Consider the following 17,543-nt stretch of genomic DNA (forward strand, 5'->3'; position numbering starts at 1 on the left):
TTCCCGCCCGATTATCAGTGTGCTCTTACATAAAAACCCGCCAGAATTATAGTATCCTGTTTGCAACTTTCTTCATTCATTGTTCATTGACTTATAGGGAAATAGACATGGGTTATCGCATACTGCGTGCTCTTTTTCGTGGGTTATTCCGTGTCACTATTGATGGTGTCACCGACCAGTTCTCGCAGCAAAAACTGATTATTACGCCGAATCATGTCTCTTTCCTGGATGGGGCTTTATTAGCGCTGTTTCTGCCGATAAAACCGGTGTTTGCCGTCTATTCCAGTATTACTGAAAGCTGGTATATGCGCTGGTTAAAACCTTATGTGGATTTTGTGGCCCTCGATCCGACTAAGCCCATGGCAATCAAGCATTTAGTCAGAATGGTTGAGCAGGGCAGACCGGTCGTCATCTTCCCTGAAGGGCGCATCACTGTGACCGGGTCATTGATGAAAATCTATGATGGAGCCGCATTTATTGCCGCCAAATCAGGTGCCACGGTGGTTCCTGTCCGCTTAGAAGGCCCTGAATTTACTCACTTTGGTCGGCTTGGCGAGGTGCTAAAAGTTCGCTGGTTCCCGAAAATCAGCATTCATGTGCTCCCTGCAACCACATTGCCTATGCCACAAGCCCCGCGAGCCCGTGATCGCCGCGTGCTGGCTGGTGAGCGCTTACATGCCATTATGATGGCGGCACGGATGGCGGTTCAGCCAAAAGAAACCCTGTTTGAAGCGTTGTTGTCGGCACAAACCCGCTATGGGCGCTTTAAACCCTGCATCGAAGATATTTCATTTAAAGAAGATAGTTATCAGACTTTATTGAAGAAAATTCTGGGTGTCAGCCGTATTTTGCAACGTTTTACCGCGCCGGGGGAGCATGTCGGGATGTTGCTGCCAAATGCGACTATCACCGCAGCGGCGATTTTTGGTGCCTCGCTACGTGGTCGCATTCCTGCTCTGCTTAACTACACCTCCGGTGCCAAAGGTCTGAAAAGTGCCATCACTGCGGCATCATTGAAGACTATCGTGACCTCGCGCCAATTCTTGGAAAAAGGCAAACTGACACATTTACCCGAGCAGGTGACCGAGGCCAACTGGGTCTATCTGGAAGATTTAAAAGATACTGTCACTGTAGCGGATAAGTTATGGATTTTATTCCATTTATGCTGCCCGCGCCGGGGGATGGTGCCTCAGCAGGCAGATGACAGTGCCCTGATTTTGTTTACTTCAGGTTCAGAAGGTAATCCTAAAGGGGTGGTGCATTCACACGCCAGCTTATTGGCTAACGTCGAACAGATCCGCACTATTGCCGACTTCACACCGCGCGATCGTTTTATGTCGTCATTGCCGCTGTTTCATGCTTTTGGCCTGACGGTAGGCCTATTCACACCGCTAATGACCGGTAGCCGTGTATTTCTATACCCAAGCCCACTGCATTATCGTGTGGTGCCTGAGCTGGTGTATGACCGCAACTGTACCGTGTTGTTTGGCACTTCAACCTTTTTGGGTAATTATGCCCGTTTTGCCCATCCCTATGATTTTGCGCGCTTGCGCTATGTGGTTGCCGGGGCTGAAAAGTTAGCTGACGGCACTAAACAGATTTGGCAGGACAAATTTGGCATTCGTATTCTGGAAGGGTATGGCGTGACTGAATGTGCGCCAGTGGTGGCAATTAACGTGCCAATGGCAGCCAAAGTGAACACTGTCGGCCGCATCTTGCCGGGTATGGAATCCAGATTAATTCACATTCCTGGCATTGAGCAGGGAGGCCGTTTGCAATTGCGTGGCCCGAATATTATGCGCGGCTACCTGCGGGTAGAAAACCCCGGCGTACTGGAACAGCCATCAGCAGAAAATATGCAGGGTGAGCTTGAAGCTGGCTGGTATGACACCGGAGATATTGTTGCTATTGATGACGACGGATTCTGCGCCATCCGTGGCCGCATGAAGCGTTTTGCTAAACTGGCAGGAGAGATGGTCTCACTAGAGAGTGTCGAACAGTTGGCACTGCGCATCTCGCCAGAAGGGCAGCATGCTGCGGCAACGAAAGCAGATAGCGCCAAAGGGGAAGCTCTGGTGCTGTTTACCACTGACAGTGAGATAACACGCGAGAGACTGATCAAAGCCGCCCGGGAAAGCGGGGTGCCTGAACTGGCGGTGCCGCGTGATATTCGACTAGTAAAAGCTTTGCCTCTGCTCGGAAGTGGCAAACCTGACTTTGTTACGTTAAGTAAAATGGCCGCAGATCCGGAGATGAGCGTATGAGTCAGTCAGCATTAACAGAGAAACCGTTATTATCCAGAGGCATGATTGCGGTGCTTTGTGCGCAGTTTTTCTCGGCTTTTGGTGACAATGCGCTACTTTTTGCCACTTTGGCATTAATTAAGCAGCAGTTATATCCCGACTGGAGCCAACCTATTTTGCAAATGGCTTTCGTGGCGACCTATATCATTCTCGCACCTTTTGTCGGGCAGTTTGCCGATAGTTTCGCCAAAGGGCGGGTCATGATGGTAGCCAACGGCTTAAAACTGGCTGGCGCACTGGTTATCTGCTTTGGTTTCAATCCATTTTTGGGGTATAGCCTGGTTGGAGTGGGCGCTGCAGCCTATTCACCGGCTAAATATGGCATTCTGGGCGAAATCACCTCCGGCGAACAGTTGGTGAAAGCCAACGGCATGATGGAAGCTTCAACCATCGCCGCTATCTTACTGGGTTCGGTCGCCGGGGGCGTGCTGGCAGATTGGCACCTGGTGGTGGCATTGGGGGTTTGTGCGCTGGTTTATGCTATCGCCGTGGTCGCTAATCTGTTTATTCCACGATTAGCGGCAGCCCGGTCAGGTAACTCATGGCGGCCAACGGCTATGACCGGCAGCTTTTTTGCCGCTTGCCGCATTTTGTGGCGCGATGGTGAAACTCGCTTCTCACTGGCGGGAACCAGCCTGTTTTGGGGCGCGGGAGTCACATTACGTTTCCTGCTGGTGCTGTGGGTGCCCATCGCTCTGGGGATCACCGATAACGCCACTCCGACATTGCTAAATGCCATGGTCGCTATTGGGATTGTGTTGGGGGCTGGTGGTGCTGCGCGTTTTGTTACACTGAAAACCGTGAAGCGCTGTTTACCCGCCGGCGTGTTGATTGGCGTGGTGGTGGCTATTTTTGCCCTGCAACACAGTATGTCGATGGCGTATCTGTTGTTGATTATTATCGGGATTTTGGGCGGCTTTTTTGTGGTTCCCCTCAATGCTCTATTGCAAGAACGCGGTAAACAGAGTGTCGGCGCGGGCAATGCCATTGCGGTACAAAATCTAGGCGAGAACACCGCGATGCTGTTGATGCTGGGGCTGTTTTCGCTGGTGGTGAAACTCGGTGTGTCGGTCATCGCCGTGGGTGTCGGTTTCGGCGTGGTATTCGCCTTGGCGATAGCATTATTGTGGGGTTGGCAGTGGCGGCAGCTGCGCCGTAAAGTAGTTGAATGACAGGATAACAAAAACTATAAAGGCCGCATTAGCGGCCTTTTTGCTGCTTAAACTTGAGTAGCATTAAGGTGCAGGGAAGGTAAAGCGGGTATGAATCTCTTCCAATGCATTCAACACTTCCTGACTCAACACCACATTCTGGCTATCAATATTACTTTTCAGTTGTTCCAGTGTGGTGGCACCCAACAATGTGCTGGCAACAAAAGGTTGTTGGCGCACGAAAGCCAGTGCCATTTGTGCCGGATCCAGCCCGTGATGTTGCGCCAGCGCGACATATTCGGCTATCGCTAACTGGGCTTGTGGCCCGGTATAACGAGTAAAACGGCTGAATAAGGTATTACGCGCCCCTGCCGGTTGTGCGCCATTGAGGTATTTACCGCTCAAGGTTCCGAACGCCAAACTGGAGTAGGCCAGCAGTTCAACCCCTTCGTGCTGGCTAATCTCGGCCAGACCGACTTCAAAGCTACGGTTAAGTAAGCTGTAAGGGTTTTGAATGGAAACAATGCGCGGTAAATCGTGCTTTTCTGCTAATTGCAGATAGCGCATGACACCCCAAGGTGTTTCATTCGAGACACCGATATAACGGATTTTACCGGCCCGCACCTGTTCATTCAGCGCTTCCAGTGTCTCGAGCAAGGTGACAACCGCGGTCTGCTCGCTGTAGCGATAACTCAATTTGCCAAAACAGTTGGTTTCCCGTTGCGGCCAATGTAGCTGGTAAAGATCAAGATAATCGGTATTGAGACGTGTGAGGCTAGCATCCAGCGCAGCGCGGATATTTTTCCGGTCCAGTGCCATATTAGGGCGAATAGGTTTATCGCTCCCGCGTGATGGCCCAGAGACTTTGCTGGCTAAAATAATTTTATCTCGACTACCGCGAGCTTTTATCCAGCTACCAATATATTGCTCGGTCAACCCTTGGGTTTCCGGCTTTGGCGGCACAGGGTACATTTCTGCGGTATCGATCAAGTTAACACCGGCTGCAACGGCATAATCCAGTTGAGCATGGGCATCGGCTTCACTGTTTTGTTCACCAAAAGTCATGGTGCCCAGACCCAGCAGGCTTACTTCTAATGAACTGTGGGGAATACGATGATATTGCATTGCCGACCTTCCTTAATGTCTGAAATTATCAGGCCATACCCTGCGTTCTCGACGTTGCGACGCCAATTATTTGGGGTATAAGTCAAACCCGCCTTATCCGACTATAACGAAGCGCTGCGGCAGGGGGAAGAGGACAAGACAAAAGTACAAAAAAAAGGGAAAGAGGGGTGCGGCTGACCGCACCCGAAAAGTATTATGCTTCTTTTTTACTGGCGGACTTATTTTTTTTCCCGCGCATGAGATTCAGGGTTTCAACACCCATTGAGAAGAACATGGCGAAATAAATGTAACCTTTTGGAATATGAATCTGGAAACTTTCCAGCATCAGCGTAAAGCCGACCAGAATCAGGAAAGACAACGCCAACATTTTGACTGATGGGTGGCGGTTAACAAATTCACCAATTGGTCTGGCAGCAAACATCATCACGCCCACTGATATGACGACAGCAGCCATCATAATAAATAGGTGGTCTGACAGCCCAACGGCGGTTATTACCGAGTCCAGGCTGAAGATAATGTCCAGCAGCATAATTTGCACGATGGCGGCGAAGAAAGAGCTGACATTACTGGTGTGCTCAGTATCACTGCCCTCAATGGTTTCATGAATTTCTTTACTGGCCTTCCAAATCAGGAATAGCCCCCCCAACAGCAAAATCAAATCCCGCATCGAGACACCGTGACCCGCCACCGTAAATAGCGGTTCAGTCAGGCGAATAACCCAGGCAATAGAGGCAAGCAGCGCCAGACGCATTAGCATCGCACCAGCCAAACCTAGGCGGCGAGCTTTGTTCTGTTGTGCTTTAGGTAATTTTGCCACCACCAAAGAAAGGAAAATAATATTGTCTATCCCAAGAACAATCTCAAGGATAGTTAACGTGCCTAGCGCCAACCAGGCATTTGGATCGGCAACCCATTCAAACATTGCGCCTACACACCTTACAGAAACACAAAAATACAATTATACGCTTTTATTTATTAATCGGAACATATCCGCGGTAATTGGTGTAGCAATAAAGTCGTTAATGAACGAACCTGCGGCTACAACAAAAAGTGGCGCGCCAACATCGGGCCGGTGAAGGTTTTTTTCAGATAAAAGCCGCGGGGCAGCGTCATGATGGGCTGTCCTTGTTCACCGATAGCTTCGGTTAAGGCACGGCTATTGGCCGCTTTGGGCCGCAGTTGTAATACTTCACCATGGCGGGCGGTGATGGTCTCGACTTTACCCAAAACGATAAGATCCATTAACTCTTCCCAGTCACGGCGCAGTAATTCTTCCTCTGCTTCGTTTGGGCTCCACAGTAAGGGCGCACCAACTCTGCGCTCAGCTAAAGGGATTTGCCGTTCACCTTCAACAGGAACCCATAGCACTCTGGCCAGTTTATGCCGCACATGGCTGCTTTCCCAGGTAATACCGCTATTACCGGTGAGGGGGGCGACACAGACGAAAGTGGTCTCCAGTGGTTTGCCCTGAGCGCTGATAGGGATAGTTTTCAGCTCAATGCCAATATCAGCAAAGTCTTGCTCAGGTTTGCTGCCGGCACTGGCACCCAGATAGAACTCCAGCAACATGCCGACCCAACCTTTGACGCGTTTTAAGTCTGCTGGAATAACCCACTGTGCTCGAGTTGCCAATTCGCCAAGGGTAAAACCTGACAAGGCCTGAGCTCGTTGAAAAAGTTGATGTTCATCGGTAGGTGGTGCCGGGGGCAGTGAATAAACAGACATGGGCGGAAACCTGCTAAAGTCGGTTAAAAAACAAGCTGAAATAAAAGTGGCGGTGGATGTATTGTTGTCCAGCACGGCAGAAATGAATAATAGCATGATTTAACGGAAGTTTTCTTTCCTCCCTCTGAGCAAATACTTTTATTCTGGTTATCTTGTGCACCTACTGACAGTAATAATGAACAGGATCTTACACCTATTTATCCACAGATTTATGGGATAACCTCAGTAAATCACGATCACTGGTTCAATTTACAGGCTTGACGGCAGGTTTTTTTGCGAGTTTTGCTCTTTTTTGCATAACTTTGCCCCATTATCTGTGGATAAAAACGACATTGATGGATCTTTAGCCAGCGTCAGATCCAAAACGGACATAGATCACATTTCTGCGTGGTAAATACCTGTGGGAAACCTGTTATTTTGTTGAAATTAATCATTTATTTTTTTAGATATTTTTGACGTATAATTACGTTAAAATGAGTTGTACCTGCTTTTCCCTAGAGTTCTGCACACCTATATCCACAGAAAAAGTGAATAAAATAGTGCGCGCAGCCTCTAGGGTGTTTATAACTTTGCTAATATCTGTGAGTTATCCCAAAGTTATCAGGTTTCGCTGGCGGATAAGCAGTGGTTTACCGCCTGTTGCTAGTGTGAAACAATCAGAGCATCTTTGAGTTTTAAGCTTATCGAGGTAGTCCGGTGATCGATGATGATGGCTACCGCCCGAACGTGGGTATCGTAATTTGTAATCGGCAGGGAGAAGTGTTGTGGGCCAGGCGTTACGGTCAGCACTCTTGGCAGTTTCCTCAAGGGGGGATAAACCCCGGTGAAACACCAGAGCAGGCAATGTATCGCGAACTTTTTGAAGAAGTAGGACTTAACAAAAAGGATGTCCGAATTCTGGCTTCAACCCGTAACTGGTTACGTTACAAATTACCTAAGCGTTTGGTGCGTTGGGATACAAAGCCGGTATGCATCGGCCAAAAACAGCGATGGTTTCTACTACAGTTAATGTGTAATGAAGCCGATATAAACATGCAGCGCAGCAGTACCCCGGAGTTTGATGGCTGGCGCTGGGTCAGTTATTGGTACCCGGTGCGTCAGGTGGTGTCTTTTAAGCGTGATGTTTATCGTCGTGTAATGAAAGAGTTTGCGCCAACCGTAATGCCTGTGCAGGAGGTCGCTCCGCCACGGGTACCGCCCGCTTATCGCCGTAAAAGAGGTTAAGTTAAGCCGATCATGCTCACGCGTTTGCGAGAAATAGTTGAGAAAGTGGCGATGGCAACCACTCTAACGGATGCGTTAGAGCTGTTGGTCAATGAAACCTGTCTGGCGATGGACACGGAAGTTTGCTCGATTTATCTGGCAGACAATGACCGCCGTTGTTATTACCTGATGGCGACACGGGGTTTGAAAAAGCCCCGTGGTCGCACTATTACGCTGGCTTTTGACGAAGGTATTGTCGGGTTGGTAGGGCGTCTGGCCGAGCCAATTAACCTGGCGGATGCCCAGAGTCACCCCAGTTTTAAATATGTTCCGCAAGTTAAAGAGGATCGCTTCCGGGCGTTTCTCGGGGTGCCTATTATCTATCGCCGCCAGTTGCTCGGCGTGCTGGTGGTTCAACAGCGTGAGCATCGTCAGTTTGATGAGAGCGAAGAGTCGTTCATGGTCACGCTGGCGACACAGCTGGCAGGCATTCTGTCTCAATCTCAGCTTAATGCGATTTTTGGCCAATACCGCCAAACCCGAATCCGCGCACTGGCTGCGGCGCCCGGTGTTGCTGTGGCTGAAGGGTGGCAGGATACATCGCAACCGTCCCTCGATTTGGTTTACGAAGCCTCGACACTCGATCCGGCTCTGGAACGTGAACGCCTGACCCAGGCATTGGAAGAGGCTGCGGCTGAATTCCGCCGTTTCAGTAAGCGCTTTGCCGCCAGCTCGCAAAAAGAGAGCGCGGCGATTTTTGATCTCTATTCTCACTTGCTAAATGATGCCCGCCTAAAACGCGAGCTTTTCGCTCAGATTGATGCCGGTTCGGTGGCAGAATGGGCGGTTAAGCAGGTGGTTGAACAATTTGCCGCGCAATTTGCCAGCCTACAAGACACTTACATGCGTGAGCGTGCCAGTGACTTGCGCGCGTTGGGGCAGCGCTTATTGTTCCATCTCGATGATACAACCTCCGGAGCCAGCCAATGGCCGGAGCGTTTTATTCTGGTGGCCGATGAGCTAACCGCCACACTACTGGCTGAAGTACCACAGGATCGCCTGGCGGGGGTCGTGGTGCGCGATGGCGCTGCTAACTCCCATGCTGCCATTTTAGTGCGCGCCATGGGGATCCCAACGGTAATGGGCGCTGACATTCAACCCGCGCTGCTTAATCAGCGGTTATTGATTGTCGATGGCTATCGTGGTGAGGTGCTGGTTGATCCAGAGCCCGTGCTGGTTAAAGAGTATCAGCGGCTGGTGACTGAAGAGATCGAGCTCAGTAAACTGGCGGAAGATGACGTCGAGCAACCTGCGGCGCTAAAAAGTGGTGAGCGGATTCAAGTCATGCTTAATGCCGGCCTTAGCCCGGAACATGAGCAACTGCTGGGTGGGCGAGTTGATGGTGTCGGCCTGTACCGCACTGAAATTCCTTTTATGCTACAAAGCGGCTTCCCATCAGAAGAAGAACAAGTGGCCCAGTATCAAGGCATGTTACAGCTTTACCCGAATAAACCGGTCACGCTGAGAACACTGGATATTGGTGCAGACAAACAACTGCCTTACATGCCCATTAGCGAAGAGAACCCTTGCCTGGGCTGGCGCGGTATTCGTGTCACGCTGGATCAGCCAGAGATCTTTTTGATCCAGGTGAGAGCGATGCTCCGTGCCAATGCTGGAACCGGTAATCTGGGGATCTTATTGCCGATGATCACCAGTCTTGAAGAGGTGGATGAGGCAAAACGTCTGATTGACCGCGCCGGGCGTGAAGTGCAGGAAGTCTTAGGTTATGAATTGCCACAGCCAAAATTGGGCGTGATGATTGAGGTTCCAGCCATGATTTTCATGCTGCCTTATCTGAAATCTCGGGTAGATTTTATCTCGGTTGGCACTAACGATTTGACACAATATTTGCTGGCTGTCGATCGCAACAATACCCACGTAGCTTCACTGTATGACAGCTTACACCCCGCGATGCTGCAAGTGCTGAGCCACATTTTGACTCAGGCGGCACAGTCTGGTCTCCAGGTGAGTCTCTGTGGTGAAATGGCCGGTGACCCCATGGGCGCGTTGCTGCTGGTGGGGTTGGGTTACCGTAATCTCAGTATGAATGGCCGCAGTGTGGCGCGTATAAAATACTTACTGCGCAATATCGAGTTAGCGGATGCACAGGCATTGGCTGAGCGAGTGCTTACTGCCCAAATGACTACTGATGTGCGTCATTTAACGGCGGCATTTATGGAACGTAGAGGGTTGGGCGGGTTAATCCGTGGTGGGAAATAGCCCTTTTTCCTTCGCGTTGTTAGCTGCTCTTGCTTGCCCGAATCACTGATTTGAGTCAGCTCAGCGGCATGATGAGAGTCATTCTTCGGGCCAGCACTTGCTGGTTAGCTGCGGAGCCAATGAATTTGGCTATACCCATAAACACATTGCGCCGGGGCGTTTATTTTTCAGGGTGAGCATTGTTTACAGAACTTTTCTCTGGCGACTTTCCAGAGTTCCTCGGCCCTATGCTATTATGCGCTACCTGTAGCCCTAACCGGGCAAGAACAATAGACATTTCGTGGTGATAGATGAGCAATAGCTATCTGGCGTTTCCTAAATTTGATCCGGTCATTTTCTCAATTGGCCCGGTTTCCCTCCATTGGTATGGCCTGATGTATTTGGTGGGCTTTGTCTTTGCCATGTGGTTGGCGGTTCGTCGGGCCAATAAACCAGGCAGTGGCTGGACCAAAGAAGAAGTCGAAAACCTCCTTTATGCCGGCTTCCTTGGGGTGTTTGTTGGTGGCCGTGTCGGCTATGTTCTGTTCTATAACCTGCCGATGTTCCTCGACAATCCACTGTATCTGTTCAAGGTATGGGATGGCGGCATGTCATTCCACGGTGGTTTGATTGGTGTTATCTGTGTGATGCTGTGGTTTGCCCGCCGCACCAAACGCCATTTCTTCCAAGTTTCTGATTTTATTGCTCCTTTAATACCATTTGGCTTGGGTGCTGGCCGTTTAGGTAATTTTATTAATGGCGAACTGTGGGGCCGTGTCACGACTGACACTCCGTGGGCCATGCTCTTCCCAACTTCTCGTGGTGAAGATATTGCGATTGTTGCCGCAGACCCGGCAAAATGGCAGGCGATTTTCAACCAATACGGTGTATTACCGCGTCACCCTTCGCAACTGTATGAAATGCTGCTGGAAGGGGTGGTATTGTTTATTATCCTAAATCTGTTTATCCGCAAGCCGCGCCCAATGGGCAGTGTGTCTGGCCTGTTCCTGATTGGTTATGGCGCGTTCCGTATTATTGTGGAATGTTTCCGCCAACCAGATGCTCAGCTCGGCTTGTTCGACGGCGTGATCAGCATGGGGCAGATCTTATCTGTACCTATGATTCTGGCCGGTATCATTATGATGATTTGGGCGTATCGCCGTCCTGCGCAACAACTTTCGTGAGGTAATATGAAACAGTATCTGGATTTGATGAAAAAAGTGCTGGCAGAAGGCACTGCTAAAGATGACCGTACCGGTACTGGGACGGTGTCAATTTTTGGGCATCAGATGCGTTTCAATTTACAAGATGGTTTCCCGCTGGTGACCACTAAACGTTGCCATTTGCGTTCAATCATTCATGAGCTGTTATGGTTCCTCAATGGCGATACCAATATTGCTTATTTGAAGGAAAATAACGTCTCAATTTGGGATGAGTGGGCTGATGAAAACGGCGACCTTGGCCCAGTTTATGGCAAGCAGTGGCGCGCCTGGGGCGCAGCAGATGGCCGTAAAATTGATCAGTTGAGTAACGTGGTTCAACAGTTGAAGCAAGACCCAAATTCTCGCCGAATCATTGTTTCTGCTTGGAATGTGGGTGAATTGGATCAAATGGCATTGGCGCCATGCCATGCTTTCTTCCAGTTCTATGTTGCTGACGGCAAGCTGTCTTGCCAGTTATATCAACGTTCTTGCGATGTGTTCCTTGGGTTGCCATTTAACATTGCCAGCTATGCATTGCTGATTCATATGATGGCACAGCAATGTGATTTGGAAGTGGGTGATTTTGTCTGGACTGGGGGCGATACGCACCTCTACAGCAACCACATAGAACAAACACAACTGCAATTGAGCCGCGAACCGCGAGCATTGCCGAAACTGATTATCAAACGTAAACCTGATTCATTGTTTGACTATCGTTTTGAAGATTTTGAGATTGAGGGATATGATCCTCATCCGGGAATCAAAGCACCGATTGCTATTTAGTTCTTTGACTGGGGCCGCAATGGCCCCAGTTTTATATTCATCGCTTCTCTACTATTTGCCTTCTCTATCGCTCCCCACACTTAATAAAAACTGCGAACTGCTCCGCAATTTCTACTGCATTTCTGTCGCCATAAATAAAATCCTGCGCACCCTTTCCAAGATTGGTTATGAGTGACTGGTACACAAATTTCAGCGATGTAGACTCGCGACATGGAAATTAAAAAATCACTAAAAAATGGTTGTTTTAAAAGAAACAATATTTTTATAAAACAAAAAGGTATCAGTCTTATTGAGCTGCTGTTGGTTATTGCATTGGTGGGTTCAATGACTGCATGGGGAGCCCAAAGTTGGCATCATTATCAACAGCGCGAAAGGCTCACGGATAGCGCCCGCCAGTTACTCGCTTTCTTAATACACTTACAGGCTGAAGCTAATCGCGGCAACTACACGGCACTATTGTGGGCGCAACCTGATGGACAGGGGTGCTTAAGCAGTGGCGATAAGTCAGTGATGCCCTGTTCCTCACTAGCAGGCTCTGTGTTTAGTCCTCCTTATCCTGATGTGAGTATCGCGATTTCTTTAAAAAAAGAGATTGGTTTCTTTGGTGTGAGGAACACGGCACAAGCTGGAAATATTATCCTCAGTAGCCCGGCAGGGCGTATCCGGCTAGTTATTTCCAGCCGTGGGCGAATGAGGTTGTGCAGTGAAGAACAGTCAATGGCAGGGATTCATTTATGCCAATAATGATGACAAAAAAGTCAGCTACATCAGACCATTTTTTACAGAAATATATGGCTGGTTTTACTCTGCCGGAAATGATGCTGGCATTGAGTATTGGCAGCTTGATGATTATGGCCGCCACACAGACTTTCCCAAAGTTGCGTCAGAAAATATCACTCTTGCAGCAGCATTATCACCTGGAATTAACTCTGGGTCAGGTTATGGCAGCACTGGAAAAAGACTTAAGGCGAGCAGGATTTTGTCATGGCGAGTGTCAGGGAAAGGCGGTGACCACACATAATTATCCAGGAGAGATAGCGAACTCTTGTTTGATAGTGGCTTATGACCTTAATCGCAATGGTCGATGGGAAGGGGAGAAACATCCACAATCTGAATATTTTGGTTATCGTCTGCGTAATAAAGCCTTAGAAGGCCAGCGTGGTGAACTGAATTGTTCTGCTCATGGTTGGGAAAAACTCTTTGATCCGCAACAGATTATTATCACACACTTTTCTGTGAGCCGATTAGCCCTGCAAACCTCGGAACAGGTTTATCTGGTGCAATTGGCAGGGCAAAGAAAAAGTCATCCGGCAATCAATCACCAGCTGACTTACACCATTCGTGGCCATAACTTATGAAGCCGAATCACCAACAAGGAGCAAGTACCTTAGCTGCTGTCGCCACACTTTTTGTACTGGGGCTATTTTTGCTATCTGCGCTGCACCGGCAATTGGATAATATCCAGCAAATCACCGCTGAGGAGCAGCGGCATTTACGGGCCTTCAACCAGGCGGCGTCGTCATTAAACTGGGGACTTAAACAGCATTGGTTATTCGCACTGCCGTGGCCAGCGGGAACAACATGGCATTGCAATGAGCATCAGCAATATGGCTTAAAAGCTTGTATTAAACCGGCCTCGCTGACAGGTTTTTTTATCTTAAGAGGTGAGAGCCAATCCGCAGGAGCGCCCGTGATGCTGTATCAACGTGTTAAATTGCATGCAGTTACAGAGCATAGCGGTGGCTATCAATTGGTCAAAACTGCACATGGTTGGTTGGATTTTTGTCCTGATAAGGATGCTCAATTTTGTCTTTACTGAAATGCCGTTACCAGCAGCAGCCCACCAAGACCTTATATTGCCGGAGTGAGCAGCAAGGTTTTAGCCTACCCGAGGTGTTAATTGCAGCGCTGTTTTTCACGGTCTCGCTACTGGGATTGTTGCAATACCATCAGGCACTCTTACAGGGATTCTCTTCCTTATGGCAACAACGGCAGGCTTGGTCTTTGCTGAATCAACATATTGAAAGTGGCGGAGATAAGAAACCTACTGCGTCATCTATTTCTGGCGCAAAATCCCACTGGCGCTATCAGCAATTTATGACCAAAGTTGACGGAGAGTGCGCAGAGTTTAATTTTACCCTGGTAATCAGACCGAAACAGCAGGCCGAGCTAAGCCGTTGGTTCTGTTCTTAGAACGGTTGATATCCCCGCGGCCTCAAGAACGAAAGGGGAGATAATAGAGGTAAGCTATTGCGCTTACTCATTATCAAGTTAGAGTATTAAACCTCAGGATTTATCTGCAAGTGATAATCAGTTGGTTTAATCATTTATGGATATCTCCATAGTGCCTTAAGGGAGTCATCATGTTCACGGTCTATCATTCTAATCAATTGGATCTACTTAAGGCGCTAACGACTGCGCTGATAGAACGAGAGCCGTTGGATAACCCTTTCGAACAAGAAGTGGTGCTGGTTCAAAGCCCCGGTATGGCGCAATGGCTGCAAATGCAACTGGCGCAACAATTCAGTATCGCAGCCAATATTGAGTTTCCTCTGCCTGCAACCTTTATCTGGGAGATGTTTACCCGTGTATTACCGGGGATCCCAAAGGAAAGTGCATTCAGTAAAGATGCGATGACATGGAAACTCATGTGGTTGCTGCCTGATTTATTGGAAAATCCGGCATTCTCCCCCATGAAACGCTATTTAAGTGACGATAGCGATAAACGTAAAATTCACCAGCTTGCTGCACGTGTTGCTGACCTTTTTGACCAATATCTGGTGTATCGCCCAGAATGGCTTGAAAGTTGGGAACGTGGTCAACTCATTGATAACCTAGATGATGCACAGCAATGGCAAGCTTTGCTGTGGGGCGAACTCACGCGCTATACCCGCCAGTTAGAACAACCTGAATGGCATCGAGCCAATCTTTATCAGCGTTTTATTCGCACGCTACTTGAATCCGAGGTTTGCCCCGCGGGGCTGCCAAAACGTGTGTTTATTTGCGGCATCTCGGCATTACCGCCCATCTACTTACAGGCCTTGCAGGCGCTGGGTAAACACATTGATATTCACCTGATGTTTACTAACCCATGCCGTTATTTCTGGGGTGATATTCAGGATTATGCTTTTTTGGCTAAATTGCAGAGCCGCAAGCGCAGGCATTATCGTGAGTCGATAGACGTAAAACTATTTCGCAATCCTGAGCAGGCAGAACAGTTATTTAATGCTGATGGCGAGCAGGATCTCAGTAACCCACTGTTAGCTTCGTGGGGGCGGCTGGGACGAGACCATATGTATTTATTGTCTCAGGTTGATGAAATCCAAGAGGTTCATGCCTTTGTTGATATCGAGCCGGACAATCTATTGCATGGCATTCAGCACGATATGCTGGAGTTAGAAGACCACGCCATTATTGGCACCACTGCGGAAACCTTAGCCCGCAGTGACCAAAAGCGGGAGTTACAACTCACAGACCGTTCTCTCAGCTTGCACGTTTGTCACAGCCCCCAACGTGAAGTTGAAGTCTTACAAGATAATCTATTACGATTATTAGCCGCCGATCCAGAGCTGACCCAGCGCGACATCATTGTGATGGTGGCAGACATTGACAGCTATACCCCCTATATTCAGGCCACATTTGGTAATGCGACCGGGGAGCGTTATTTGCCGTTTGCCATCTCTGACCGCAAAGCCAGTCAAGCTCATCCCGCTCTACAGGCATTTATTACGCTACTGGATTTGCCTCAGAGCCGTTTTACCTCAGAGCAAGTGCTGGCTTTGCTGGAAGTCCCCGCCTTAGCGAATAAATTTGGCATTACTGAAGATGGATTACGCCGTTTGCGGCAGTGGGTTGGGGAGTCTGGCATCCGTTGGGGATTAGATGACGACAATGTGCGAGAGTTGTCTCTGCCCGCAACTGGCCAGCATACCTGGCATTTTGGTATTACTCGCATGCTGTTGGGTTACGCCATGGACAGCACCGCTGGCGATTGGCAGGGTGTTTTACCCTATGACGAGTCTAGTGGCTTGGCAGCAGAGCTTGCTGGGCAATTGGCTGATATGTTGATGCAATTGAGCCAATGGCGGCAGCAATTAAGCGAATCTCGCGCACTTAGTGAGTGGCTACCACTATGCCGCCAATTATTGGATACCTTTTTTGAAGCAGATAATGAAACCGAAGCGGTTTTAGTCTTGATTGAGCAGCAGTGGCAGAAAGTTATCAGTTACGGTATTGCTGCTCAATATCCAGATATCGTGCCACTTAATTTGCTGCGGGATGAGCTGGCCTCTCGTCTGGATAATGAACGTATTAGCCAACGTTTCCTTGCCGGGCCCATTAATTTCTGCACCTTGATGCCAATGCGTTCTATCCCGTTTAAAGTTGTTTGCTTATTAGGTATGAACGACGGCGTTTATCCAAGAACTCTGCCTCCGCTTGGTTTTGATTTAATGGCAAAACAGGTTCGCCGCGGTGATCGTAGCCGCCGTGACGATGACCGCTATCTGTTCCTTGAAGCACTGCTCTCCGCCCAGCAACAGCTTTATATCAGTTATATCGGGCGTTCGATTCAAGACAACAGCAAGCGCTACCCTTCAGTGCTGGTCAGTGAATTGATTGAATACATTTCACAAAGTTATCGCTTGCCGGGTGATGAAGCGCTCACTGCTGATGACAGTGCCAAACGTGTGATTCAACATTTACTTTGTTGGCACGCACGTATGCCATTTTCAGCAGAAAACTTTATTCAAGATAGCGAATTGCAGAGCTATGCCGCTGAATGGTTGCCTTCTGCTGAGTCTCGTGGGCAAGCACATCCACAGTTTAATCAACCCTTGTCACCTGAGCCATTAGCTGAAATTACACTGGATGAATTAATCCGTTTTTACCGCCATCCGGTACGGGCATTCTTTCAGCTACGGCTGGGCGTAAATTTTGTTATCGAAGAGACAGAATTGCCTGATGAAGAGCCATTTACCTTAGATAACCTTAATCGCTATCAGTTTAATACCCAGTTGTTGAATGCGCTGATAGAAGACAGTGACATTACTACCGTATTTTCCCGTGCCCGTGCGGCAGGCAACCTTCCTTATGGCTCCTTTGGTGAGCTTTACTGGGAAAGTCAGCAAGAGGAAATGGTGCCATTAGCGCAACAGATTCGAAGTGAGCGTACAGAGAGCCACAGTATTGAGCTAAATATTGAATTGGGGGATACCACTCTTACAGGATGGATCCATCAAATTCAGGAGGATGGCTTAATTCGTTGGCGCCCCGCAGCTCTCACCGCAGTCGATGGGCTTCTATTGTGGGTTGAGCATTTGGTGTATTGCGCAGCAGGAGGAGAAGGGGAAAGCCGGATGTATGGCCGTAAAGGGACGGCATGGCGCTATGCCCCTCTCAGTTGCGATGAAGCTCGGCAATATTTACAGCAGCTAATTACTGGGTATCAACAAGGTATGTGCGAGCCTCTGCTGCTACTGAGCAAAAGTGGCTGGGCATGGTTGAGCCAATGCTTTGATCGTGAGTCTGGCCAGATTCAATGGGATGAAGAAACACAAACTAAAGCCAGAATGAAACTTTTACAGGTTTGGCAAGGTGATCAGCGGATCGCCGGGGAAGGAGAGGATCACTACATACAGCGGGTGTTCCGCCTACTAGATAACCAACATCTCGACATGATATTACACGAAACAGAACGTTATTTATTACCAATAGCCCGCCATAATAAGGCGTGAGGTACTGGTCATCATCAAAGCAGACTTTTCGTCGATATTTAATACAAGAAGCCGGAT

The 17,543-nt window shown here is 48.9% G+C and carries 14 protein-coding genes; 11 read left to right on the top strand and 3 right to left on the bottom strand.

The genetic code is table 11. The annotated features are described in order from the left end of the window. Nucleotides 1-107: 107 nt before the first annotated feature. Nucleotides 108-2,264 carry a bifunctional acyl-ACP--phospholipid O-acyltransferase/long-chain-fatty-acid--ACP ligase gene (aas, locus tag FTA96_RS01590; RefSeq protein WP_145573057.1) on the top strand — a complete coding sequence of 719 codons (2,157 nt, stop codon included), beginning with the start codon at nt 108-110 and terminating at the stop codon, nt 2,262-2,264. Continuing rightward, a complete protein-coding gene (gene lplT, locus FTA96_RS01595) occupies nt 2,261-3,475 on the top strand; it encodes a lysophospholipid transporter LplT (RefSeq protein WP_145573059.1) in 1,215 nt (404 codons plus the stop codon). The genes aas and lplT overlap by 4 nt, the downstream gene beginning before the upstream one ends. A 63-nt stretch (nt 3,476-3,538) precedes the next feature. Here lplT and FTA96_RS01600 read toward each other — a convergent pair whose 3' ends face one another. From FTA96_RS01600 to mutH, 3 genes are all read right to left on the bottom strand, one after another. After that, a complete protein-coding gene (locus tag FTA96_RS01600; RefSeq protein ID WP_050109953.1) occupies nt 3,539-4,579 on the bottom strand; it encodes an NADP(H)-dependent aldo-keto reductase in 1,041 nt (346 codons plus the stop codon). A gap of 193 nt (nt 4,580-4,772) precedes the next feature. Next, nucleotides 4,773-5,501 carry a TerC family protein gene (locus FTA96_RS01605; protein WP_050109952.1) on the bottom strand — a complete coding sequence of 243 codons (729 nt, stop codon included), beginning with the start codon at nt 5,499-5,501 and terminating at the stop codon, nt 4,773-4,775. Between the two features lie 116 nt (nt 5,502-5,617). After that, on the bottom strand, nt 5,618-6,304 hold the full coding sequence (gene mutH / locus FTA96_RS01610) for a DNA mismatch repair endonuclease MutH (protein ID WP_050109951.1): 687 nt from the start codon (nt 6,302-6,304) through the stop codon (nt 5,618-5,620). Nucleotides 6,305-7,000: 696 nt separating this feature from the next. Between mutH and rppH the strand changes: the two genes are divergently transcribed. The 9 genes from rppH (at nt 7,001) to recC (ending at nt 17,486) form a co-directional block, all read left to right on the top strand. Then, nucleotides 7,001-7,528: an RNA pyrophosphohydrolase gene (gene rppH / locus FTA96_RS01620; RefSeq protein ID WP_019211575.1), complete on the top strand. Its 528-nt coding sequence runs from the start codon at nt 7,001-7,003 to the stop codon at nt 7,526-7,528. Nucleotides 7,529-7,540: 12 nt separating this feature from the next. Next, nucleotides 7,541-9,787, top strand: a complete 2,247-nt coding sequence (ptsP, locus tag FTA96_RS01625) for a phosphoenolpyruvate--protein phosphotransferase (protein ID WP_050124015.1) — start codon at nt 7,541-7,543, stop codon at nt 9,785-9,787. Between the two features lie 290 nt (nt 9,788-10,077). After that, nucleotides 10,078-10,950, top strand: coding sequence for a prolipoprotein diacylglyceryl transferase (lgt, locus tag FTA96_RS01630; RefSeq protein WP_050109948.1), 873 nt, complete (start codon nt 10,078-10,080; stop codon nt 10,948-10,950). Nucleotides 10,951-10,956: 6 nt separating this feature from the next. Next, the gene (thyA, locus tag FTA96_RS01635; RefSeq protein ID WP_050109947.1) at nt 10,957-11,751 is read left to right on the top strand and encodes a thymidylate synthase; all 795 of its coding nucleotides are present in this window, start codon (nt 10,957-10,959) and stop codon (nt 11,749-11,751) included. A gap of 210 nt (nt 11,752-11,961) precedes the next feature. Then, entirely contained in the window at nt 11,962-12,495 is a 534-nt protein-coding gene (locus FTA96_RS01640) for a prepilin peptidase-dependent protein (protein ID WP_145573061.1), read from the top strand. Nucleotides 12,496-12,542: 47 nt separating this feature from the next. After that, nucleotides 12,543-13,109 (top strand): prepilin peptidase-dependent protein, encoded by a 567-nt coding sequence (locus FTA96_RS01645; protein ID WP_145573063.1) that lies wholly within the window; start codon nt 12,543-12,545, stop codon nt 13,107-13,109. Beyond that, entirely contained in the window at nt 13,106-13,570 is a 465-nt protein-coding gene (locus FTA96_RS01650) for a YgdB family protein (protein WP_050136218.1), read from the top strand. The genes FTA96_RS01645 and FTA96_RS01650 overlap by 4 nt, the downstream gene beginning before the upstream one ends. Beyond that, nucleotides 13,567-13,944 (top strand): prepilin-type N-terminal cleavage/methylation domain-containing protein, encoded by a 378-nt coding sequence (locus FTA96_RS01655; RefSeq protein ID WP_134957224.1) that lies wholly within the window; start codon nt 13,567-13,569, stop codon nt 13,942-13,944. Before FTA96_RS01650 ends, FTA96_RS01655 begins: the two co-directional genes overlap by 4 nt. A 170-nt stretch (nt 13,945-14,114) precedes the next feature. After that, nucleotides 14,115-17,486, top strand: coding sequence for an exodeoxyribonuclease V subunit gamma (gene recC, locus FTA96_RS01660; protein WP_145573065.1), 3,372 nt, complete (start codon nt 14,115-14,117; stop codon nt 17,484-17,486). Nucleotides 17,487-17,543: the final 57 nt, after the last annotated feature.

It is taken from the genome of Yersinia alsatica, from assembly GCF_902170305.1.
GTDB classification, from domain to species: domain Bacteria; phylum Pseudomonadota; class Gammaproteobacteria; order Enterobacterales; family Enterobacteriaceae; genus Yersinia; species Yersinia alsatica.